This window comes from Mycobacterium nebraskense (assembly GCF_002102255.1).
In the GTDB taxonomy this organism is placed as follows: domain Bacteria; phylum Actinomycetota; class Actinomycetes; order Mycobacteriales; family Mycobacteriaceae; genus Mycobacterium; species Mycobacterium nebraskense.
Genome location: NZ_LQPH01000132.1, coordinates 1 through 23527 on the forward strand (window position 1 = coordinate 1; position 23527 = coordinate 23527).

The following is a 23527-nucleotide window of genomic DNA, read 5'->3' on the forward strand; positions in this document are numbered from 1 at the left end:
TCCATCCCGCCAACCGGACTCACACCAGCAAAATCCACACCGACCAGCGTAAGTCCACTTAAGCAGATAAGCAGTACCTAAGTTCGAATACCAGGCGCGGCCGCCGACCGAATCACAGCCCTTGAGGGGGCGCGCCACCCGGTGAACGACAGCCCGGCCCCGCCAACCAGGACGCGATGCTTCCGGGGCCCGAGCACCGGATCCCGACGGGCCGCCATCGCTTGAGCGACTACTAGCCTGGATGGGTGCCAGATCCCGCGACCTACCGCCCCCCGCCCGGGTCCATCCCGGTCGAACCGGGCGTCTACCGATTCCGGGACGCGCACGGCCGAGTCATCTACGTCGGCAAGGCCAAGAGCCTGCGCAGCAGGCTGACGTCGTATTTCGCCGACGTCGCCGGCCTGCACCCGCGAACCCGGCAGATGGTGACCACCGCCGCCAAAGTCGAGTGGACGGTGGTCAACACCGAAGTCGAGGCGTTGCAGCTCGAATACAACTGGATCAAGGAGTTCGATCCGCGCTTCAACGTCCGCTACCGCGACGACAAGTCGTACCCGGTGCTGGCCGTCACTCTCAACGAAGAGTTTCCCCGGCTGATGGTCTATCGCGGCCCACGTCGCAAGGGCGTGCGCTATTTCGGGCCCTACTCCCACGCGTGGGCGATCCGCGAGACACTGGACCTGCTCACCCGGGTGTTTCCGGCCCGCACCTGTTCGGCCGGTGTGTTCAAGCGGCACAAGCAGATCGACCGTCCGTGCCTGCTCGGCTACATCGACAAATGCTCGGCGCCCTGCATCGGCCGGGTCAGCGCCGAGCAGCACCGCCAAATCGTCGACGACTTCTGCGACTTCCTGTCCGGCAAGACCGACCGCTTCGCCCGCGAGCTGGAACAGCGGATGCACGCCGCCTCCGACGAACTCGACTTCGAGCGAGCCGCGCGCCTTCGGGACGACCTGGGTGCGCTCAAGCGCGCGATGGAGAAGCAGGCCGTGATGCTCGGCGACGGCACCGACGCCGACGTGGTCGCCTTCGCCGATGACGAGCTGGAGGCGGCGGTCCAGGTGTTCCACGTCCGCGGCGGCCGGGTGCGCGGCCAGCGCGGCTGGATCGTCGAAAAGTCTGCGGAGGCCGGTGATTCCGGTGAGGAGCAGTTGGTCGAGCAATTCCTGACCCAGTTCTACGGCGAGCAGGCGGAGCTGGGTGGGGCCTTGGAACAAACCACGGACGAAGCCGCCAACCCGGTTCCCCGCGAGGTGCTGGTGCCCTGCCTACCGTCCAACTCCGACGAATTGACCAGCTGGCTTTCCGGCCTGCGCGGTTCACGGGTCGCGCTGCGGGTGCCGCGCCGCGGCGACAAGCGAGCGCTGGCCGAAACCGTGCAACGCAACGCCAAAGAGGCGCTGCAGCAACACAAGCTGAAGCGGGCCGGCGACTTCAACGCCAGATCGGCTGCGATGCAGAACATCCAGGAAGCGCTCGGGTTGGCCGACGCGCCGCTGCGCATCGAATGCGTCGACATCAGCCACGTGCAGGGCACCGACGTGGTCGGCTCGTTGGTGGTGTTCGAAGACGGCCTGCCCCGCAAGTCGGACTACCGCCACTTCGGGATCCGCGAAGCCGCTGGGCAGGGACGCTCCGACGACGTCGCCTCGATCGCCGAGGTGACCCGCCGCCGGTTCGCGCGGCACCTGAGCGAACAGAGCGATCCGAATATGCTTTCGGCCGAAGGGAAGTCGCGCCGATTCGCCTATCCGCCCAACCTCTACGTCGTCGACGGCGGCGCGCCGCAGGTCAATGCGGCCAGCGCCGTGCTCGAAGACCTCGGCGTCACCGACGTCGCGGTGATCGGCCTGGCCAAGCGACTGGAAGAGATATGGGTGCCGGCCGAGCCCGATCCCGTCATCATGCCGCGCAACAGCGAGGGGCTTTATCTGCTGCAACGGATTCGTGACGAGGCGCATCGGTTCGCCATCACCTACCATCGCAGCAAGCGATCCAAGCGAATGACCGCCTCGGCGCTCGATTCGGTGCCAGGATTGGGGGAACATCGCCGCAAGGCGCTGGTAACCCATTTCGGATCGATAGCCCGCCTCAAGGAGGCCACCGTCGACCAGATCACGGCCGTTCCCGGCATCGGAGTGGCCACCGCCACCGCCGTCCTGGAGGCGTTGCGACCCGAGCAGGCCGGCGAAGCCGAATGACGGGTGAGTTGGCGGAGGGCCGCCCGAGGGATGCCGCGGCGGGCATCGACGTCGTGCTGGTGACCGGATTATCGGGCGCCGGGCGGGGTACTGCGGCCAAGGTGCTCGAGGACCTGGGCTGGTATGTGGCCGACAACCTGCCGCCCCAGCTGATCACGCGGATGGTGGATTTCGGTATGGACGCGGGGTCGCGCATCACCCGCCTGGCGGTGGTGATGGACGTGCGGTCGCGCGGCTTCACCGGCGATCTCGATTCGGTGCGCACCGAGCTGGCCACCCGCAACATCAGCCCGCGGGTGGTGTTCATGGAGGCGTCCGACGACATGCTGGTGCGCCGCTACGAACAGAACCGCCGCAGTCACCCGCTGCAGGGCGACCAGACCCTGGCCGAGGGCATCGCCGCCGAGCGTCGGATGCTGGCCCCGGTGCGCGCCACCGCCGACCTGATCATCGACACGTCGACGCTGTCGGTGCGGGGCTTGCGGGAGAGCATCGAGCGCGCGTTCGGTGGCGATGCCGGCACGTCGATCAGCGTCACCGTCGAATCGTTCGGCTTCAAGTACGGCCTGCCGATGGACGCCGACATGGTGATGGACGTGCGATTCCTGCCCAACCCGCACTGGGTCGACGAGCTGCGTCCGCTCACCGGACAGGACCCGGCGGTCAGTGAATACGTGCTGAGTCAGCCGGGCGCGGCGGACTTCCTCGAGGCCTACCATCGGTTGCTGTCTCTGGTTGTCGACGGTTACCGCCGGGAGGGCAAGCGCTACATGACGGTCGCCATCGGCTGCACCGGCGGCAAGCACCGCAGTGTCGCGATCGCCGAGGCGCTGATGCGGCTGCTTAAGTCCAATCCCCAACTGTCGGTGCGGGTGCTGCACCGGGATCTGGGCCGCGAATGAGCGCGCCGACGAATCAGGGCATCGTCGCTTTGGGCGGCGGTCACGGCCTGTACGCGACGTTGTCCGCGGCCCGCCGGCTGACTCCGCACGTCACCGCGGTGGTAACCGTTGCCGACGACGGTGGTTCGTCCGGGCGACTGCGCAGCGAATTGGATGTGGTGCCGCCGGGCGATCTGCGAATGGCGTTGGCGGCCTTGGCATCCGACAGCCCGCGCGGACGGCTGTGGGCAACCATCCTGCAGCACCGCTTCGGCGGCAACGGGGCGCTGGCCGGGCACCCGATCGGCAACCTGATGCTCGCCGGGCTGTCGGAGGTGCTGGCCGATCCGGTTGCCGCCCTCGACGAGCTGGGCCGCATTCTCGGCGTCAAGGGCCGGGTGCTGCCGATGTGCCCGATCGCGCTGCAGATCGAGGCGGACGTTTCCGGCCTGGAGACCGATCCGCGGATATTCCGCCTGATTCGCGGCCAGGTCGCGATCGCCACCACACCGGGCAAGGTGCGGCGGGTGCGGCTGCTGCCGTCCGACCCGCCGGCGACCCGGCAAGCCGTCGACGCCATCATGGCCGCCGACCTGGTGGTCCTGGGTCCCGGCTCGTGGTTCACCAGCGTGATCCCGCACGTGCTCGTGCCGGAGCTGGCGGCGGCGCTGCGGGCCACCACCGCCCGTCGCGCACTGGTGCTCAATCTGGTGGCCGAGCCGGGGGAGACGGCCGGCTTCTCCGTCGAGCGTCATCTGCACGTGTTGGCCCAGCACGCACCCGGGTTCACCGTGCACGACATCATCATCGACGCCGAACGGGTGCCCAGTGAGCGGGAGCGGGAGCATCTGCGCCGCACCGCGACGCTGCTATCGGCCGAGGTCCACTTCGCCGACGTGGCCCGACCTGGTACACCTTTACATGATCCAGGCAAACTCGCGGCGGCCCTGGACGGGGTGCGGGCGACACGCAAGGGTCCGGGAGCGACTCCGGTCACGGCCACCGCGGATATTCGGGTCGACGGTGCAAGTCCACAGACCGGTGGAAATGGACCGGCCGGAAGCGGACCGAGGAGTGACGACGCGTGGCGATGACGACCGAAGTCAAGGACGAACTCAGCCGCCTGGTCGTGAAGTCGGTCAGCGCGCGGCGCGCGGAAGTCACGTCGCTGCTGAGGTTCGCCGGCGGGTTGCACATCGTCGGCGGCCGGGTGGTCGTGGAGGCCGAGGTGGACCTGGGCAACGTCGCGCGGCGGCTGCGCAAGGACATCTTCGAGCTCTACGGCTATAACGCGGTCGTGCATGTGTTGTCGGCCAGCGGGATTCGTAAGACCACCCGCTACGTGCTGCGGGTTGCCAACGACGGCGAAGCGCTGGCACGCCAGACCGGCCTGCTCGACAATCGCGGCCGGCCCGTGCGCGGTCTGCCCGCCCAGGTTGTGGGCGGCAGCATCGGCGACGCCGAAGCCGCCTGGCGCGGAGCCTTCCTGGCGCACGGCTCGCTGACCGAGCCGGGACGGTCGTCGGCTTTGGAGGTCAGCTGCCCCGGACCGGAGGCCGCGTTGGCGTTGGTGGGCGCGGCGCGCCGGCTCGGGGTCAGCGCGAAGGCCCGCGAGGTGCGGGGCGCCGACCGGGTGGTGGTGCGTGACGGCGAGGCTATCGGTGCATTGTTGACCCGGATGGGCGCCCAGGACACCCGGCTCATCTGGGAGGAGCGCCGGATGCGCCGCGAGGTGCGGGCGACGGCCAACCGGCTCGCCAACTTCGACGACGCGAACCTGCGCCGCTCGGCGCGCGCGGCGGTCGCGGCGGCCGCCCGGGTGGAACGCGCGCTGGAGATTCTCGGCGACACCGTCCCCGACCACCTGGCCTCGGCCGGCAAACTGCGCGTCGAGCACCGGCAGGCTTCGCTGGAGGAGCTCGGTCGGCTCGCTGACCCCCCGATGACGAAAGACGCTGTGGCGGGCCGCATTCGCCGGCTGCTGTCGATGGCAGACCGGAAGGCGAAGATCGAGGGCATCCCGGACACCGAGTCGGCGGTGACGCCGGATTTGCTGGAAGACGCGTAACTGGTCACGCGAATCGCTGTTCGCAACGGGTAGGGGGGGCTACGGTCGGGGGATGAAACGGCTTTCAAGCGTTGATGCGGCGTTTTGGTCGGCCGAAACTGCGGGCTGGCACATGCATGTGGGCGCACTGGCGATCTGCGACCCGAAGGAAACACCCGAGTACAGCTTTCAGCGACTCCGCGAACTGATCATCGAGCGGCTGCCGGAGCTGCCGCAGCTGCGGTGGCGGGTCACCGGGGCGCCGCTCGGACTGGACCGGCCGTGGTTCGTCGAAGACGAGGACCTGGACATCGACTTTCACATCCGGCGCATCGCCGTTCCGGCGCCCGGCGGCCGCCGCGATCTCGAGGAGCTGGTGGGCCGGTTGATGTCGTACAAGCTCGACCGCGCCCGGCCGCTGTGGGAGATGTGGGTGATCGAAGGCGTCGAGGGCGGCCGGATCGCATCGCTGACCAAGATGCACCACGCCATCGTCGACGGCGTCTCGGGCGCCGGCCTGGGTGAGATTCTCTTGGACGTCACCCCGGAACCGCGCCCGCCGCAACAGGAAACAGTGGGATCACTGGTGGGATCGAAGATTCCGGGCATTGAACGGCGGGCGGTGGGCGCGCTCATCAACGTCGGCGTCAAGACGCCCTTCCGCATCGCGAGACTCCTGGAGCAGACCGTGCGGCAGCAGGTCGCCGCGCTGGGTGTGAGCGACCGGCCCCCCCGCTACTTCGAAGCGCCCAAGACCCGGTTCAACGCGTCCGTGTCGCCGCACCGGCGGATCACCGGATGCCGCGTCGAGCTGGCCCGGGCCAAGGCCGTCAAGGACGCCTACGACGTCAAGCTCAATGACGTCGTGCTGGCGCTCGTGTCCGGCGCCGCCCGCGAGTACTTGCAGAAGCGCGGTGAGCTGCCCGCCAAGCCGCTCATCGCCCAGATTCCCGTCTCCACCCGCACCGACGAGAACAAGGACGACGTCGGCAACAAGGTGAGCTCGATGACCGTGTCGCTCGCGACCGACATCGAAGATCCCGCCGAGCGGCTGCGGGCCATCCACGAAAGCACCCAGAACGCCAAGCTGATGGCCAAGGCGTTGTCGGCGCACCAGATCATGGGGCTGACCGAGACCACGCCGCCGGGGCTGCTGCAGTTGGCCGCGCGGGCCTACACGGCCAGTGGGTTATCGCGAAATCTGGCCCCCATCAACCTCGTTGTCTCCAATGTGCCGGGCCCGCCGTTCCCGTTGTACATGGCCGGCGCCAGACTCGATTCGCTGGTGCCGCTCGGGCCGCCCGTCATGGACGTCGCCCTGAACATCACCTGCTTCTCCTACACCGACTATCTGGACTTCGGCTTCGTGACGACGCCCGAGGTGGCCAACGACATCGACGACATGGCCGACCGCATCGAGCCGGCGCTCACCGAGCTGGAGAAGGCTGCCGCGCGGGAGTGAGCGGCCATCAGGGCTAGACCCCCAACTCAAACGGGTTCGTCGTCGTCTGCACCGCGAAGGAATCTTTCGGGGTGGTGAAAGCTGTTGGTTCTGGGTTGCCCGCGGTCCAGATGCGCTGGCGGTAGCCATTCGGTTTCGCCTCGGGCGTTGGTTCGGGTGGTCCAGCCTTTTTCGGCGAGCCGATTGTCGGGGCCGCAGGCCAGCGTGAGGTCGTCGATGTCGGTGCGGCGGGTGGTCGTCCAGCCGCGGACGTGGTGGACTTGGCTGTGGTAGGCGGGGGCATCACACCCTGGCTTGGTACACCCACGATCCTTGGCATACAACATGATTCGCTGTCCGGGAGAAGCCAACCGTTTCGTGTGATACAGAGCCAGCGACCTGCCCCTGTCAAAAATCGCCAGGTAGTGATGAGCGTGACCGGCCCAGCGGATCACATCCGACATGGGCACCAGCGTGCCGCCGGCGGTTAGGGCCTTGCCGGCGGCGGCCTCCAAGTCCTTCAACGTTGTGGTCACCACGATCGACACGGGCAAGCCGTTGTGCTGGCCCAGTTCGCCGGAGGCAAGCAGGCCGCGCAGTCCGGCTAAGAGCGCGTCATGGTTGCGCTGCCCTTTGGATCGGGTGTCGCGGCGCACCGCGTCCTCGTCGGGTGTCGCATCGACCACCGGGGTCTCGTCGTCGGGGTTGCATACCCCGGGGGCGGCAAGCTTGGCGAGCATGGCCTCGATCGCGGCGCATAACTCCGGGGTCACCAGGCCGCTGATGCGTGACATACCGTCGAATTCCTGTGTGCCCAGCGTGATTCCGCGCTTGCGGGCCCGCTCGGCGTCGCTGAATTTCCCATCGGGGTGCAGCCAGTCCATGATCCGCTGGGCGTACTTGGCCAACTCGTCGGGCCGATACCCGCCGGCCTTTTCGGCCAGGTCGGCTTCGGCGGCTTGCCGGGTCAACACGTCGACCTCAACCGGCAGCTGGGCGAAGAAGCCGCGGATTACCTTGACGTGCCCATCACCGATGAGCCCGTCGCGTTGGCCGGCCGCGGTCGCGCTCAGCTGCGGGGTCAACGGCTCACCGGTCAACGCGCGCCGCTCCCCGAGATCCCGGGCTTCATCGATGCGCCGGCCGGCCTCGGTCTTGGTGATGCGCAACCGGTCGGCCAACCCCAGGCGTAGCGAGCCGCCCAACTCTTCGGCGCTGGCCTGCGTGCCGAGCTGGTTGATCAACGCGTGCTGCGGGGTGCGCAGCCGGCGGGCCACGCGTTCCACCCGCTCTAAGGCGCGCAACCGCTCCGGGGTGGTGAGCACGTCAAAGGACAACTCGCACAGGCGGTCCGCGTCGTCGTCGAGCGCGTCGATGACCTCGACAATCTCCTCACGACTATTCGCGGCCATGCCTAAAACTCTAGGAGCACCCACCGACAAAAATGACCACTCTGTGACCATTGAAGCTGAAGTGACACAAGGGATTACAGAGGAGCTGAAAGGCCGGAAATAGGGCCCGCCCTAGTCGCGATCGCGAGCGCGGCGAAGCCGGGCGAAGCGGGTCGCCGCCATCAGGGTTAGTCGCGATCGCGAGCGCGGCGAAGCCGGGTGAAGCGGGTCGCCGCCATCAGGGTTAGTCGCGATCGCGAGCGCGGCGAAGCCGGGTGAAGCGGGTCGCCGCCGTCGGGTTAGTCGCGATCGGGTGGGTTCGTCGCGTACACCCAGGACAGGAACCGCGCGACGGCCTCCGCGGAACGATGCGCCCGCGGCGAACTGAAGATGTCGAAAGCGTGTTGCGCGCTAGGCAATTCGGCGTAGGCGACCGGGGACTTCGACACCGCGCGCAGTTCCTCGATGAACTCCTGGGCCTCGCCGACGGGAATGAGGGAATCGTCGCGGCCGTGCAGGACGAAGAACGGCGGCGCGTCGGCCCGCAGCCGCCGGATCGGCGAGGCATCGACGTAGACGTCGCGGTGCGAGGCGAATCCCCGCTTCACCACGAACTTTTCGAGCAGGGAGACGAACTCGGGCCGGCCCTCGCCCTCGGTGGAGAACCAGTCGTAGCGCCCGTAGATCGGGACCGCGGCCGCCACCGATGTGTCGGCGTCTTCGAAGCCCGGCTGGAATGTCGGGTCATTGGGGGTCAGCGCCGCCAGCGCGCACAGGTGCCCGCCCGCGGAGCCGCCGGTGACGGCGACGAAGTCGGGGTCGCCGCCGTAGTCGGCGATGTTCTCCTTGACCCATGCCAGCGCCCGTTTGACGTCGACGATGTGGTCGGGCCAGGTGTGGCGGGGGGAGACGCGATAACCGATCGACACGCACACCCAGCCGCGGGCGGCGAGGTGGCTCATCAGCGGGTAGGCCTGCGGGCGGCGCATCCCGATCATCCAGGCGCCGCCCGGCACTTGCAGCAGCACCGGCGCCTTGGCGTCGCGCGGCAGGTCGCGGCGCCGCCAGACGTCGGCGAGGTTGGCGCGCCCGTTCGGGCCGTAGGCCACCACGTTCGTCTTCTCGACGTAGCGCCGGCGCGCCACGGTGTTGCCCAGCGGCAGGCTGCGCCGCCCGCTGCGCGTGGGCTTGGTGTGTGGCAGCTTGCTCAGCGCCTCTTCGTAGTCGTGTCCGAGCTGATCGCGCAGGCCGGCCTCCAGCACCGGGCCCGGGGTGGTGACGCCGCGGTAGCGGATCACCCCCAGGATCGCCCACGAGGCGGCCGTCAGGGCCAGCGCCGCCTTGCCGCGCCGCCCCGCGAAGTGGCCGCGCCGGCCGCGCCGCAACGCGTCCAGCAGCGAGACGGAGAAGTAGATGCCCGGCACCTCCGACGTCGGCCAGCCGAACCAGAAGACCAGCACGGTGCTGTAGCCCTTGCGGGCCAACGGCCGTAACCCGTTGGCGGCGTTGGCCAATTCCAGCGCGGCGCGGGCCAGCGGCCGGGGGCGGGTGAGGCGGTCCAACAACGGAGGCATCAGCCGTTGACCCGAGATTGCAGTTCGTTGCGCTGGATCTTGCCGGTACTGCCGCGCGGGAGTTCGTCGAGGACGACGATCTCGCGGGGCACCTTGTAGTTGGCCAGGTTTTCCCGGACGTGTTGTTTGAGGGTCTCCGGCGTCGCCTGGGCGCCCGCGCTCAGTACGACGAATGCCGCCAGGCGCTGGCCGTACTGCTCATCGTCGACGCCGATCACGGCGGCCTCGGCCACGTCGGGGTGTGCCGCCAGCGTCTTCTCCACCTCGATCGGGTAAACGTTCTCGCCGCCGGAGACGATCATCTCGTCGTCGCGGCCGACCACGAACAACCGGCCGGCCTCGTCCAGGTAGCCGACGTCGCCCGACGACATGAACCCGGCGTGAAAATCCTTCGTGGTGCCCGAGGTGTAGCCCTCGAACTGGGTGTCGTTGCGGACGTAGATGGTGCCGACCTCACCGGTGGGCAGCTCGTTGAAATCCGGGTCCAGAATCCGGATTTCGGTCCCGCCCGCCGGCCGGCCGGCGGTGTCGGGTGCCGCACGCAGGTCCTGCGGGGTGGCGGTGGCGATCATGCCGGCCTCGGTGGCGTTGTAATTGTTGTAGATCACGTCGCCGAACTCGTCCATGAACGCGGTGACGACATCGGGCCGCATTCGCGAACCGGATGCCGCCGCGAATCGCAATGACTTGCAGCTGTACCGGTTTCGCACCTCGGCGGGCAGCTCCATGATGCGGTCGAACATCACCGGCACCACCGCCAGACCGGTCGCCTTGTGCCGGTCGATGAGGTCCAGCGTCGCCTCCGGGTCGAACTTGCGGCGGGTGACCACCGTGCAGGCCATCGACGCGGCGAAGATCAACTGCGAGAAACCCCAGGCGTGGAACATCGGCGCCACGATCACGACCGTCTCCTCGGCCCGCCACGGCGTGCGGTCCAGGATGGCCTTGAGCGTGCCGATGCCGGCGTTGCCGCCAGTTTGGTTGGCGCCCTTGGGTGTTCCGGTGGTGCCTGAGGTCAGCAGAATCATCCTGCCCTTGCGGCCGGTGCGCTCGGGCTGTCGGCCGGCGTGATCGGTGATGAGCTGCTCGACCGTCAGCTCGTCGCGCCCGTCCGAGGTCCAGGCCAGGATACGGGTGGCGTCCGGCTTGTCGGCCAGCGCGCGGTCCACCGTCTCGGTGAACTCCTCGTCGTAGATGACGGCGTCGACGCCTTCGCGGTTGACCACCTCGGCGAGCGCCGGACCGGCGAACGACGTGTTGAGCAGCACGACGTCGGAGCCGATCCGGTTGGCGCCCACCACCGCCTCGACGAAGCCGCGGTGGTTGCGGCACATGATCCCGACAACCCCGGGCGCCGACGTCCGGCCCGGCAGGTCCTGCAACGCCGCGGCGAGCGCGTTGATCCGCTCGTCGAGCTGGCGCCAGGTCAGCGTGCCGAGTTCGTCGACCAGGCCCGGCCGGTCCGGGCAGCGTTGCGCCGCACTGGCGAAGCCCACGGTCATTCCCATGCCCTCGCGGCGCATGGCCGCGGCCATCTTCAGGTAGCGGTCGGGTCGCATCGGCGCGATCATGCCGGCGCGCCTCAGGGTGGTAATGATGCCGAGGGCCTGATTGATAGGAGAAGCCACGGCTCAGCCCAGGATCGGGAAACGTCGCTTGGTGGCCAGGTCCTTGAGGGCCTGCTGCATCACCGACCGCACGTGCTCGTCGACCTCGTCGACGTCCGGGTCGTCACCGAATTGCGTGGCGATGTCGATCGGCTTCAGCACCTGCGTGACGATCTTGGTGGGCAGCGGCAGGTTGGGCGGGATCACCGCACTGAAGCCGAACGGGAAGCCGAACGACAGCGGCAGGATGGCGCTGCGCAGCAAGCGCTTCACCCCGAGCCGCTCGGCCAGCCACGTGCCGCGCGACAGGTAGAGCTGGGTCTCCTGCCCGCCGATGGACACCGCGGGCACGATGGGGACGCCGGCCTCGATCGCCGTCCTGACGTATCCCTTGCGGCCGTCGAAGTCGATGACGTTCTCCGAGAGCGTCGGCCGGTATGCGTCGTAGTCACCGCCGGGGAAGACGATGACGACCCCGCCGGACCGCAGGGCTTGGGCCGCGTTCTCCCGGTTGGCCCGGATATATCCCGTGCGCCGGAAGAAGTCCCCGGTGGGGCCGGTCATCAGGATGTCGTGGCTCAGCGTGTAGACCGGCCGGTCGTAGCCGAATTTCTCGTAGAAGTGGACGCTGAAGATGGGGACGTCCATCGGGAACATGCCGCCGGAGTGGTTGCCGACGACCAGCGCCCCGCCGGACGGGAACGAACCGAGGCCGTGCACCTCCGAGCGGAAGTAGGCCTTCAGGGCCGGGCGCATCACGCCCATCAGTCGCTGGGTCAGGACGGGGTCGAATTTGCCGATGTCGCCGACATCGGGGAGATCGTTGTCGGTCACGTTCCTCCCTTGACGCTCCCGCGAGGCCGCTTGAAGTTTAGGGGGCCGCGTCGAGTTCCTCGATGGTAGCGAGCGGGGAGTGGCGGCCTTCATGGTGTTTATCTCTTTCCGCGTCTGCGGATATGGTGCCGGCCGGGCGCGGGCGTTATTGTTACGACGCCCTAAGTGAAAACCTCGAGAATCGGGACACGATGGACGTTGCCGGTTTGTCCCCCGAGCGTCGTGCCCGCTCGGGTGCTGCACGCAGAATCAGCTCTCGTGACCCACGCGCCCGCCGGCCCCGCGCCGGCATGGCCCGCGCCGAACCGGCCCGTCTCAGTCAGGGATCCTCGCCGTCCGCACCTGGCATCGACGGCCCGGCCGGGGACGTCGATCCGGCCACCCCGGACGCGGCGGACCATCTCCAGGCCGACTACTTCGTTCGGGTGCTCTCCCAGAACCGCAGGCTCATCGAACAGCGGATCGTTGACTATCAGAAGGCGATCGCCATCGCGCAAGCAAGCGGCGACGCCGATGCCGTCTGCAACCTTCGGCGCATGGCGCGGATCGAGGAACAGGACCGGGACAACCTGGACGGCATGCTCGAGAAGTTGCGCCGCCGATTTGCCCAGCGGACCCCGGAGGAGCCGCCCGCGCTTTCCCCGCGGCCGCGCTCCGCAGTCCGCTAGTTCCGGCCGGCGTCAATTCACCGTCGGCGCAGTGGTTTTCGTCGCTCAGGCGACTGGCGGAAGACCGAGGCACGCGGAATCGGCCACACCCGCATCGCGGTGCCGATACATTTGACGGGCCAACTGGTTTCCTCCGACACCGAACGAGGCCGCCCATGGGATTCATGACCCCGGAAATTCCCGACGTCGACCCGGAGAGCTGGCCCGGTCTGCCGCGCTCGGCCAGGCGGCAGATCATGACCCGGCACTGGGTCGAACACGGCTTCGGCTCCCCGTACGCGGTCTATCTGTTCTACGTCGTCAAGATCGCCCTGTACGTCGCCGGCGCCGCCGCGGTGATCTCGCTGACGCCGGGCCTGGGTGGCCTCGGGCGCATCGCCGACTGGTGGACGCAGCCGATCGTGTATCAGAAGGTGGTCATCTTCACGCTGCTGTTCGAGATTTTGGGCCTGGGCTGCGGATCGGGACCGCTGACCGCGCGGTTCTGGCCGGTATTCGGTGGCTTCCTGTATTGGTTGCGGCCCAACACGATTCGGCTGCCGCCATGGCCGGGCAAGGTCCCGTTCACCGGTGGCGACAACCGCACCGTCGTCGACGTGGCGCTTTACCTGATCGTGCTGGTCTCGGGCGCCTGGGCGTTGCTGTCGCCCGGGCGGGGCGGGCCGGTGACCGCCGGCGGCGACGTCGGGCTGATCAATCCCGCTCTGGTGGTGCCGACGATCGTCGCGCTGGGCCTGCTGGGGCTACGCGACAAAACCGTCTTCCTCGCCGCGCGCGGCGAACACTACGGGCTGACCCTGCTGGTGTTCTTCTTTCCGTTCACCGACCAGATCGCCGCCTTCAAGATCATCATGCTCGCGCTGTGGTGGGGAGCCGCGACGTCGAAACTCAACCACCACTTCCCGTACGTCGTGGCCGTGATGATGAGCAACAGCCCGCTGTTGCGCAGCAACGCCTTCAATTGGTTCAAGCGCAGGCTCTACCTCGACCCGGTGAACGACCTGCGGCCGTCGTGGGTGCCGAAGGTGATGGCCCATGTCGGCGGGACGACGGCCGAATTCCTGGTGCCGTTGGTCCTGGTCTTCTTCGCCGACGGCCACCGGTGGGCGTGGTTCCTCATCGGGTTCATGGTCCTCTTCCACCTCAACATCACCTCCACCATTCCAATGGGAGTTCCCCTGGAATGGAACGTGTTCTTCCTCTTCTCGCTGTTCTACTTGTTCGGGCACTACGCCGGCGTCACGGCCACGGGCCTGCATTCGCCGCTGCTGCTGATCATCCTGATCGCCGCGCTCGCTGTGGTGCCGATCGTGGGAAACCTTTTCCCCAAACAAGTTTCATTCCTGCCCGCGATGCGCTACTACGCCGGCAACTGGGCCACCAGCACGTGGTGCCTACGCGCGGGCGCCGAGGACAAGATCGAGGCGAACATCACCAAGGCCTCGGCGCTGGTCCCCAAACAGCTTGCCCGGCTTTACGATCCGAGCACCGCCGAAATGATGATCGACAAGTTGATGGGGTGGCGGTCCATGCACACCCACGGGCGGACGCTCAACGGGCTGGTGGCGCGCGCCCTGGACGGGTTGGACGAGGCGGACTACAAACTGCGTGACGGCGAAATCATCGCCGGACCGCTGATCGGGTGGAACTTCGGCGAAGGCCACCTGCACAACGAGCAGTTGCTCGAGGCGGTGCAGCGGCGCTGCCAGTTCGAAGACGGGGATGTCCGGGTGATCATTCTGGAAAGCCAACCGATCCACATTCAGCGCCAGGAGTACCGCATCGTCGACGCCAAAACCGGGTTGATCGAAGAGGGTTACGTCGACGTGGAAAGCATGCTCTCCCGCCAGCCGTGGCCGGAGCCCGGAGACCAGTACCCGGTCCACGTCACGACCCGGCGCAGCGCTCGATGACCAGGGCGGTGGTGGTCGGCGCCGGCCCCAACGGCCTGGCCGCGGCGATCCACCTCGCCCGCAACGGTGTCGACGTGCAGGTGATCGAGGCGGGCGAGACCGTCGGCGGGGGAGCCCGCTCGGGCGAACTGACCATGCCCGGGGTCATCCACGACCACTGCTCGGCGTTTCACCCGCTGGGCGTCGGTTCGCCGTTGTGGAAGCAGATCGACCTGCAACGCCATGGGCTGCAGTGGAAGTGGCCGGAGATCGACTGCGCGCACCCGCTCGACGATGGCACCACCGGGGTGCTCTACCAGTCGATCGATGAGACGGTGGCCCGCATGGGGCCCGACGGCACCCGGTGGCGGCGGGCGATCGGGGACCTGGCGGCGGGATTCGATGAGCTGGCCGAGGATCTGCTCGGCCCGGTGCTGGGCATACCGCATCACCCGGTTCGCCTGGCCGGCTTCGGGCCGCGGGCGCTGCTGCCGGCCACCACCATGGCCCGCTGGTTTCGCACCCGGCAGGCGCGCGCGTTGTTCGGCGGCGCCGCCGCGCACGTCTACACCCGGCTGGACCGGCCGCTCACCGCTTCCCTGGGGCTGATGATCCTGGCCAGCGGGCACCGCTACGGCTGGCCCGTCGCGCAAGGAGGATCCGGGTCGATCAGCCAGGCGCTTTCCGCCGCCCTGAAGGAGTACGGCGGCTCGGTGGCCACCGGGGTGAGGGTCGCCAGCCGCAAAGACATCCCGGACGCCGACATCGTCATGCTCGACCTCAGCCCGGCCGCGGCGCTCGCCATCTACGGCGACGCGATGCCGGGCCGGATCAGGCGCTCGTATCGGCGCTACCGCGAGGGCTCGTCGGCGTTCAAGGTCGACTTCGCCATCGAGGGCGACATCCCGTGGACGAATCCCGACTGCGCCCGCGCCGGCACGGTGCACCTCGGCGGGACGTTCGACGAGGTGGCGGACACCGAACGCCAACGCGCACAAGGCAAAATGGTCGACCGCCCCTTCGTGCTCCTCGGGCAGCAGTACCTGGCCGACCCGTCCCGCTCGGCGGGCAATGTCAACCCGATCTGGGCGTACGCGCACGTGCCGTTCGGCTACGACGGCGACGCCACCGCCGCCGTCGTCGGCCAGATCGAGCGGTTCGCGCCAGGCTTCTCCGACCGTGTCCTCGCGACGGTCAGCAAGGGGACCGCCGAACTGCAGGCCTACAACGCCAACTTCATCGGCGGCGACATCATCGGCGGCGCCAACGACGGACTCCAGGTCATCTTCCGCCCCCGCATCGCCGTGGATCCCTACGCGATCGGCGTCCCGGGCGTCTACCTGTGTTCACAGTCCACACCGCCGGGGGCCGGTGTCCATGGTCTGTGCGGTTACCACGCCGCCGAGTCGGCGCTGAAGTGGCTGAAGAAGCCGCGCCGCGGCTGACGTCACATTGGCCGCGGGAACCGGGGCGGCAACCGCGCATGTTGCTCATCTAGGCTGACCACGAGCGCGTATTCAGCGGACTCAGGAAAGACATCGCCAAGGCAGGGAGAGATCAAGTGACGGTCCGAGTAGGCATCAACGGCTTCGGTCGAATCGGACGAAACTTCTACCGGGCCCTACTGGCCCAACAGGAGCAGGGCACCGCGGACATCGAGGTGGTGGCGGTCAACGACATCACCGACAACCACACGCTGGCGCACCTGCTCAAATTCGACTCGATCCTGGGCCGGCTGCCCTTCGACGTCAGCCTGGAAGGCCAGGACACCATCGTGGTGGGTCCGCACAAGATCAAGGCGCTCGAGGTCAGGGAGGGCCCGGCAGCGTTGCCGTGGGGCGACCTGGGTGTCGACGTGGTCGTGGAGTCCACCGGGCTGTTCACCAACGCGGCCAAGGCCAAGGGCCACCTGGACGCCGGTGCCAAGAAGGTGATCATCTCGGCGCCCGCCACCGACGAGGACATCACCATCGTCCTGGGCGTCAACGACGACAAGTACGACGGCAGCCAGAACATCATCTCCAATGCCTCATGCACCACGAACTGCCTGGCGCCGGTGACCAAAGTGCTCCAGGACGAGTTCGGCATCGTCAAGGGCCTGATGACCACCATCCACGCCTACACCCAGGACCAGAACCTGCAGGATGGCCCGCACAAGGACCTGCGCCGGGCACGGGCGGCCGCGCTGAACATCGTGCCGACCTCCACCGGAGCCGCCAAGGCGATCGGCCTGGTGATGCCCGAGCTCAAGGGCAAGCTGGACGGTTATGCGCTACGCGTGCCGATCCCGACCGGCTCGGTCACCGACCTCACCGTCGAGCTGTCCAAGGCCGCCAGCGCCGAGGAGATCAACACCGCATTCAAGGCCGCCGCCGAGGGCCGACTCAAGGGCATCCTGAAGTACTACGACGCCCCGATCGTCTCCACCGACATCGTCACCGACCCACACAGCTCGATCTTCGACTCCGGCCTGACCAAGGTGATCGACAACCAGGCCAAAGTGGTGTCCTGGTATGACAACGAATGGGGCTACTCCAACCGCCTCATCGACCTGGTCGCGCTGGTCGGCAAGTCACTGTAGTCGTGACGGATTCCTTGCCGCCGAACCTCTCAGACCTGCTGGCCGAAGGGGTTTCGGGTCGGGGCGTGCTGGTGCGCTCCGACCTCAACGTCCCGCTCGACGACGAAGGGGTCATCACCGACCCGGGCCGGATCACGGCGTCGGTGCCGACGTTGCAGGCGCTCGTCGACGCCGGTGCCAAGGTGGTGGTCGCCGCGCACCTCGGTCGGCCGAAGAACGGGCCCGACCCGAAGCTGTCGCTGGCGCCGGTCGCCGCCGCGCTCGGTGAGCAGCTGGGCCGGCACGTGCAGCTGGCCGGCTCCGATCGTTCCCGAGTCGTCGGCGGCGACGCGCTGGCCCGGGCCGAGGGGCTCACGGACGGCGACGTCCTGCTGCTGGAGAACATCCGGTTCGATCCCCGGGAAACCAGCAAGGACGACGGCGAGCGGCTCGCGCTCGCCCGCGAACTCGCCGAATTGGTCTCGCCGGAAGGGGCTTTCGTCTCCGACGGCTTCGGGGTGGTGCACCGCAAGCAGGCCTCGGTGTACGACGTGGCCACGCTGCTACCGCACTACGCCGGCACCCTGGTGGCCAACGAGATCCAGGTACTGGAGCAGCTGACCAGCTCGACCGCCCGTCCCTACGCGGTGGTGCTCGGTGGGTCGAAGGTGTCCGACAAGCTCGGCGTCATCGAATCGCTGGCGACCAAGGCCGACAGCATCGTGATCGGCGGCGGGATGTGCTTCACCTTCCTTGCCGCGCAAGGCTTTCCGGTGGGCAAGTCGCTGCTGGAGGAAGAGATGGTCGACACCTGCCGCCGGCTGCTGGACACCTATGTCGACGTGCTGCGACTGCCGAAGGACGTCGTGGTGGCCGAGCAGTTCGCCGCTGACTCGCCGCCGCAGACAGTGGCCGCCGACGCCATCCCGGACGACATGATCGGGCTGGACATCGGGCCGGAATCGGTCAAACGCTTTGCGGCGCTGCTGTCCAACGCGCGGACTGTCTTCTGGAACGGCCCGATGGGCGTCTTCGAGTTCCCGACGTTCGCCGCGGGCACCCGGGGCGTCGCCGAGGCCATCGCCGCGGCGACCGGCAAGGGTGCGTTCAGCGTGGTGGGCGGCGGTGACTCCGCGGCCGCGGTGCGCGCCCTCGGCATCCCGGAGGGCGACTTCTCGCACATCTCCACCGGCGGTGGCGCGTCACTGGAATACCTCGAGGGCAAGACGCTGCCGGGCATCGAGGTACTCGGCCGTCCGCAACCAAGTGGAGGAGACGCGTGAGCCGCAAGCCACTGATCGCCGGCAACTGGAAGATGAACCTCAATCACTTCGAGGCGATCGCGCTGGTGCAGAAAATCGCGTTCGCGCTGCCGGACAAGTACTACGACAAGGTCGACGTCACGGTGTTGCCGCCGTTCACCGACCTGCGCAGCGTGCAGACCCTGGTCGACGGCGACAAGCTGCGGCTGACCTACGGCGGCCAGGACCTGTCCCAGCACGACTCGGGCGCGTACACCGGCGACATCAGCGGCGCGTTCCTGGCCAAGCTGGGCTGCAGTTTCGTCGTGGTCGGCCACTCCGAACGGCGCACCTACCACAACGAGGACGACGCGCTGGTGGCCGCCAAAGCTGCCGCGGCCCTCAAGCACGAGCTGACCCCGATCGTGTGCCTCGGCGAGCACCTGGACGTCCGCGAGGCCGGTGGGCACGTCAGCCACTGCGAGGAGCAGCTGCGCGGCTCGCTGTCCGGCCTGTCCGCCGAGCAGATCGGCCAGGTCGTCGTCGCCTACGAGCCCGTGTGGGCCATCGGCACCGGGCGGGTGGCCAGCGCCGCCGACGCCCAGGAGGTGTGCGCCGCGCTCCGCAAAGAGCTGGCCGCGCTCGCGTCGCCGCAGGTCGCCGACACCGTACGGGTGCTCTACGGCGGCTCGGTGAACGCCAAGAACATCGGCGACATCATCGCCCGCGACGATATCGACGGGGCCCTGGTCGGTGGGGCGTCCCTGGACGGTGAGCAGTTCGCGACGCTGGCGGCGATCGCCGCCGGCGGGCCTCTTCCGTAGGGCCGGGGCTGTGACACCACGGCGTCACCGGTAGGATTTCGCGTCATGGAGTTTGCCCTGCAGATCACCCTGGTGGTCACCAGCGTGCTGGTGGTGTTGCTGGTGCTGCTGCACCGCGCCAAGGGTGGCGGCCTGTCGACGCTGTTCGGCGGCGGTGTGCAGTCCAGCCTCTCCGGCTCGACGGTGGTGGAGAAGAACCTGGACCGGTTGACCCTGTTCATCACCGGCATCTGGCTGGTCTCCATCATCGGGATAGCACTGCTGATCAAGTACCGGTGACCCGTCGGCGGGCGGACCACGTGATCCGCACCGATACTGGGACACATGGTTGACGTTTCCGACATAGCGCTGGAACCGATCGGCGCCGTGCAACGGACGTTGGTCGGTCGCGAGGCGACCGAGCCGATGCGCGCCGACATCAGGCTGCTGGGCGCCATCCTCGGCGACACCGTGCGCGAGCAGAACGGGAACGAGGTTTTCGACCTCGTGGAACGCGCCCGGGTGGAATCGTTTCGGGTGCGCCGCTCCGAGATCGACCGGGCCGACCTGGCGCGGATGTTCGACGGCATCGACATTCACCGAGCGATCCCGGTCATCCGCGCGTTCAGCCACTTCGCGCTGCTGGCCAACGTGGCCGAGGACATCCATCGGGAGCGCCGCCGCGCCATCCACGTCTCCGCCGGTGAGCCGCCGCAGGACAGCAGCCTAGCCGCAACATACGCGAAACTCGATGGCGCCGAACTTGATTCGGCCGCGGTGGCCGACGCGCTGCGCGATGCCCTGATCTCCCCGGTGATCACCGCCCACCCCACCGAAACCCGGCGGCGCACCGTCTTCGTCACCCAGCACCGGATAACCCAGCTGATGCGGTTGCACGCGGAGGGGCACACCGAAACCGACGACGGCCGCAACGTCGAGCACGAGTTGCGCCGCCAGGTCCTCACCCTGTGGCAGACAGCGCTGCTCCGGTTGTCCCGCCTGCAGATCACCGACGAGATCGAGGTGGGGCTGCGCTATTACGCCGCTGCGTTCTTCCAGGTCATTCCGCAGGTCAACGCCGAGGTCCGGGACGCGTTGCGGGCGCGCTGGCCCGACACCGATCTGCTTGCCGCGCCGATCCTGCGGCCGGGCTCCTGGATCGGTGGCGACCGCGACGGCAATCCGAACGTGACGGGTGACGTGATCCGCCAGGCCACCGGCAGCGCCGCGTTCACCGCGCTGTCGCATTATCTGGCCGAACTCACCGCCCTCGAGCAGGATCTGTCGATGTCGGCGCGGCTCGTCTCCGTCACGCCCGGGCTGGCGGACCTGGCCGAGGGCTGCGAAGAGAAAGCCCGCGGCGAGGAGCCGTACCGGCGGGCGGTGCGGGTGATCCGCGCCCGGCTCACCGCGACGGGCGCCGAGATCCTGGACCGCCGACCGCAGCACGAGCTTGACCTCGGCCTGACACCGTATTCCGCCCCGGCCGAACTACAAAGGGATCTGGACACGATCGACGAGTCGCTGCGCACCCACGGCAGCGCACTGCTGGCCGACGACCGCCTGGCCCTGCTGCGAGAAGGCGTGAGTGTCTTCGGGTTTCACTTGTGCGGTCTGGACATGCGGCAAAACTCCGACGTCCACGAAGAGGTGGTGGGGGAGCTGTTGGCGTGGGCCGGGGTGCACCCGGACTACGGGTCGCTGCCCGAGGACGAGCGGGTCGCGCTGCTGGCGCGCGAGCTGGGCACCCGCCGTCCCCTTGTCGGTGATCGGGGGGGCCTGTCCGACCTGGCCCGCAAGGAGCTCGAGGTCGTCGGCGCCGCGGCGTACGCCGTCGGACGCTACGGCCCGGCCGCCGTACCGAACTACGTCATCTCCATGTGCCGCTCGGTGTCCGACGTCTTAGAGGTGGCCATCCTCCTGAAAGAGGGTGGGCTGCTGGATGCTTCCGGGCCCGAACCGTACTGCCCGGTGGCCATCTCGCCGCTCTTCGAGACGATCGACGACCTGCACCACGGCGCAGCCATTCTGGCCGCGATGCTGGACCTTCCGCTGTACCGGGCGGTCGTCGACGCGCAGGGCGGGCGTCAGGAGGTGATGCTCGGCTACTCCGACTCGAACAAAGACGGCGGTTACCTGGCCTCCAGCTGGGCGGTCTACCGCGCCGAGCTGGCGCTGGTCGAGGTGGCCCGCAAGGCCGGAATTCGGTTGCGGCTCTTTCACGGTCGCGGCGGTACCGTCGGCCGGGGCGGTGGGCCGAGCTATCAGGCCATCCTGGCGCAACCGCCGGGCGCGGTGAACGGCTCGCTGCGGCTCACAGAGCAGGGCGAGGTGATCGCCGCCAAGTACGCCGAACCGCAGGCGGCGCGGCGCAACCTGGAGAGCTTGGTGGCGGCCACGCTGGAGTCGACGCTGCTCGACGTGGAGGGCCTGGGCGACGCCGCGGAGCCAGCCTACGCGGTGCTCGACGAAGTGGCCACTCTTGCGCAGCGTGCTTACGCCGAATTGGTGCACGACACACCGGGTTTCGTCGATTACTTCATGGCTTCCACACCGGTCAGCGAGATCGGTTCGCTGAACATCGGCAGCCGCCCGACGTCACGCAAGCCCACCTCGTCGATTGCGGACCTGCGCGCCATCCCCTGGGTGCTGGCGTGGAGCCAGTCACGGGTCATGCTTCCGGGCTGGTACGGCACCGGGTCGGCGTTCGAGCAGTGGATCGCGGCGGGCCCGGAAAGTGAAGACGAACGCGTGGCGATCCTGCACGAGCTGTACGAGCGGTGGCCGTTCTTCGCCAGCGTGCTGTCCAACATGGCGCAGGTGCTCGCCAAGAGCGACCTCGGCCTGGCGGCGCGCTACGCGGAGCTGGTCGAGGACGAAGAACTGCGCGACCGGGTGTTCGACAAGATCGTGGACGAGCACCGGCGAACCATTGCGATGCATAAGATCATCACCGGTCACGACGACCTGCTCGCCGACAACCCCGCGCTGGCGCGTTCGGTGTTCAACCGCTTCCCCTATCTCGAGCCGCTGAACCACCTACAGGTGGAGTTGCTGCGCCGCTACCGCTCCGGCGACGACGACGAGTTGGTGCAGCGCGGCATCCTGCTGACGATGAACGGATTGGCCAGCGCGTTACGTAACAGTGGGTGACGGGCATTCATAAGTCCATGTCGGACATCGCCTCGCCCGTCACCGCGGCCCGGTTGGCACAGAACAGCGTCTTCGAACGGCTAGCCCGCGTTGGGTTCGTCGTAAGCGGGGTAGTGCACCTGATCGTCGGCTATCTCGCCATCCGGGTTGCGTGCGGCGACCGCGGCACCGCTGACCAGACCGGCGCCCTGGCGACGTTGGCCGCCAAACCGGGCGGCCCGCTCGCGCTCTGGATCGCCACCGCCGGCCTGTTGGCGATGGGCATCTGGCGGCTCGTCGAAACCGCCCTCGGCCGATCGAGCGACCGTGAGTCGAACGGCTCGTCATCGGATGCGTCCTCCCGGGTGAAGGCCCTTGGGCTGGCAGCGGTCTACCTCGCTTTCGCGTACTCAGCGTTCGGATTCGCCCGGGGCGCCGGGAGGCCGGCGGATCAACAGAATTCGGGCATCAGCGCGCGCCTGATGGAAACGACGGGCGGCACCATCGCGCTCATCTGCTGCGGCGTGGTCGTTGTCGCGGTCGGCGGCTATCACATCTACAAGGGCGCCAGCCGCAACTTCGTCAACGACCTCCAGGGCAGGTCGGGTGACTTGGTGCGGCGGCTTGGCGTGGCCGGGTATGTCGGCAAGGGCGTCGTGATAATGCTGACGGGTGCGCTGGTGATCGTCGCCGCGTGCCGCTCAGAACCGAAGAAGGCCACAGGACTCGACGGGGCGCTCAAGACACTCGGGGCTCAGCACTATGGGGCAGCGTTGTTGATCGCTGCCGGTGTCGGGATCATCACCTACGGGCTGTACAGCTTCGTGATGGCCCGGTCAACCAAGATGTAGGCCGGCGACGTCTCAGCGGTTCCGCAGCCTGTCGAAAACACCGCGTACCGCGTGCTCGGTCATAGCGAGCGGCGTCATCATCGTCTCGCCCACCTTCACCATGTCGTCGATGCGCTCGACGATCGCCTCCACCGGCTGGACCAGCACGATCAGCCGCTTGGCCAGGTCGTCCAGGCTGGACAGGGTGCCGTCCAGGTGGTCCAGGCCGCTCTCCATCCGCTGGACCGTGGCATTGAGGTTGGAAAGCGACCTGTTCAGCTCTGTCATGGTCCTGCTCAGGCCGTCGAGGACGTCTTCGACCTGCTCCACCGTCTTGTCGGCGTTCAACGCAGCCTGGGTGAGGGTTTTGATCCGGCTTCGCTCTTGCCCACCGCGCACGGTTCTGTCTGCCATGACCGTCATTA

Annotated in this window: 19 protein-coding genes; 14 read left to right on the top strand and 5 right to left on the bottom strand. The window is 68.0% G+C overall.

From position 1 onward, the window contains the following. Nucleotides 1-245 precede the first annotated feature (245 nt). The 5 genes from uvrC to AWC17_RS17625 are packed head-to-tail and all read left to right on the top strand — an operon-like array spanning nt 246 to nt 6591. Nucleotides 246-2201, top strand: coding sequence for an excinuclease ABC subunit UvrC (gene uvrC / locus AWC17_RS17605; RefSeq protein ID WP_046186846.1), 1956 nt, complete (start codon nt 246-248; stop codon nt 2199-2201). Next, nucleotides 2198-3103: an RNase adapter RapZ gene (gene rapZ / locus AWC17_RS17610; protein WP_046186845.1), complete on the top strand. Its 906-nt coding sequence runs from the start codon at nt 2198-2200 to the stop codon at nt 3101-3103. The genes uvrC and rapZ overlap by 4 nt, the downstream gene beginning before the upstream one ends. After that, nucleotides 3100-4176, top strand: coding sequence for a uridine diphosphate-N-acetylglucosamine-binding protein YvcK (yvcK, locus tag AWC17_RS17615; protein WP_085164895.1), 1077 nt, complete (start codon nt 3100-3102; stop codon nt 4174-4176). Before rapZ ends, yvcK begins: the two co-directional genes overlap by 4 nt. Continuing rightward, complete coding sequence (gene whiA, locus AWC17_RS17620; RefSeq protein ID WP_047323623.1) at nt 4173-5150, top strand: DNA-binding protein WhiA; 978 nt, start codon at nt 4173-4175, stop codon at nt 5148-5150. The genes yvcK and whiA overlap by 4 nt, the downstream gene beginning before the upstream one ends. A gap of 52 nt (nt 5151-5202) precedes the next feature. Continuing rightward, a complete protein-coding gene (locus AWC17_RS17625; RefSeq protein WP_046186638.1) occupies nt 5203-6591 on the top strand; it encodes a WS/DGAT/MGAT family O-acyltransferase in 1389 nt (462 codons plus the stop codon). A gap of 26 nt (nt 6592-6617) precedes the next feature. Here the strand turns inward: AWC17_RS17625 and AWC17_RS17630 are convergent, their stop codons facing one another. The 4 genes from AWC17_RS17630 to AWC17_RS17645 all read right to left on the bottom strand — a co-directional run bounded on the left by AWC17_RS17630 (nt 6618) and on the right by AWC17_RS17645 (nt 11907). Continuing rightward, on the bottom strand, nt 6618-7982 hold the full coding sequence (locus AWC17_RS17630; protein ID WP_046186637.1) for an HNH endonuclease signature motif containing protein: 1365 nt from the start codon (nt 7980-7982) through the stop codon (nt 6618-6620). Nucleotides 7983-8260: 278 nt separating this feature from the next. After that, on the bottom strand, nt 8261-9535 hold the full coding sequence (locus AWC17_RS17635; protein ID WP_047323613.1) for an alpha/beta hydrolase: 1275 nt from the start codon (nt 9533-9535) through the stop codon (nt 8261-8263). Then, nucleotides 9535-11163, bottom strand: a complete 1629-nt coding sequence (gene fadD12 / locus AWC17_RS17640) for an acyl-CoA ligase FadD12 (protein WP_046185776.1) — start codon at nt 11161-11163, stop codon at nt 9535-9537. Before fadD12 ends, AWC17_RS17635 begins: the two co-directional genes overlap by 1 nt. Nucleotides 11164-11166: 3 nt before the next feature. Further along, nucleotides 11167-11907 carry a lysophospholipid acyltransferase family protein gene (locus tag AWC17_RS17645; protein ID WP_231588647.1) on the bottom strand — a complete coding sequence of 247 codons (741 nt, stop codon included), beginning with the start codon at nt 11905-11907 and terminating at the stop codon, nt 11167-11169. Nucleotides 11908-12167: 260 nt separating this feature from the next. Between AWC17_RS17645 and AWC17_RS17650 the strand changes: the two genes are divergently transcribed. From AWC17_RS17650 to AWC17_RS17690, 9 genes are all read left to right on the top strand, one after another. After that, entirely contained in the window at nt 12168-12644 is a 477-nt protein-coding gene (locus tag AWC17_RS17650; protein ID WP_046185778.1) for a hypothetical protein, read from the top strand. A 155-nt stretch (nt 12645-12799) separates the two neighbouring features. Beyond that, nucleotides 12800-14557: a DUF3556 domain-containing protein gene (locus AWC17_RS17655; protein ID WP_046185774.1), complete on the top strand. Its 1758-nt coding sequence runs from the start codon at nt 12800-12802 to the stop codon at nt 14555-14557. Beyond that, nucleotides 14554-15981: a phytoene desaturase family protein gene (locus AWC17_RS17660; RefSeq protein ID WP_046185773.1), complete on the top strand. Its 1428-nt coding sequence runs from the start codon at nt 14554-14556 to the stop codon at nt 15979-15981. Before AWC17_RS17655 ends, AWC17_RS17660 begins: the two co-directional genes overlap by 4 nt. Before the next feature lie 116 nt (nt 15982-16097). After that, a complete protein-coding gene (gene gap / locus AWC17_RS17665) occupies nt 16098-17117 on the top strand; it encodes a type I glyceraldehyde-3-phosphate dehydrogenase (protein WP_046185772.1) in 1020 nt (339 codons plus the stop codon). 14 nt (nt 17118-17131) lie between these two features. Next, the gene (locus AWC17_RS17670; protein ID WP_085164911.1) at nt 17132-18379 is read left to right on the top strand and encodes a phosphoglycerate kinase; all 1248 of its coding nucleotides are present in this window, start codon (nt 17132-17134) and stop codon (nt 18377-18379) included. Beyond that, nucleotides 18376-19161 (top strand): triose-phosphate isomerase, encoded by a 786-nt coding sequence (gene tpiA, locus AWC17_RS17675; protein WP_046183682.1) that lies wholly within the window; start codon nt 18376-18378, stop codon nt 19159-19161. The genes AWC17_RS17670 and tpiA overlap by 4 nt, the downstream gene beginning before the upstream one ends. A 45-nt stretch (nt 19162-19206) precedes the next feature. After that, nucleotides 19207-19440: a preprotein translocase subunit SecG gene (gene secG, locus AWC17_RS17680; protein ID WP_046183683.1), complete on the top strand. Its 234-nt coding sequence runs from the start codon at nt 19207-19209 to the stop codon at nt 19438-19440. A gap of 45 nt (nt 19441-19485) precedes the next feature. Further along, on the top strand, nt 19486-22293 hold the full coding sequence (ppc, locus tag AWC17_RS17685) for a phosphoenolpyruvate carboxylase (protein WP_085164897.1): 2808 nt from the start codon (nt 19486-19488) through the stop codon (nt 22291-22293). A 17-nt stretch (nt 22294-22310) separates the two neighbouring features. Beyond that, on the top strand, nt 22311-23123 hold the full coding sequence (locus AWC17_RS17690; RefSeq protein WP_082122994.1) for a DUF1206 domain-containing protein: 813 nt from the start codon (nt 22311-22313) through the stop codon (nt 23121-23123). A 12-nt stretch (nt 23124-23135) separates the two neighbouring features. On the opposite strand, the gene AWC17_RS17695 is transcribed toward AWC17_RS17690, so the two are convergent. Further along, nucleotides 23136-23525 (bottom strand): ATPase, encoded by a 390-nt coding sequence (locus AWC17_RS17695; protein ID WP_046183685.1) that lies wholly within the window; start codon nt 23523-23525, stop codon nt 23136-23138. Nucleotides 23526-23527 lie beyond the last annotated feature (2 nt).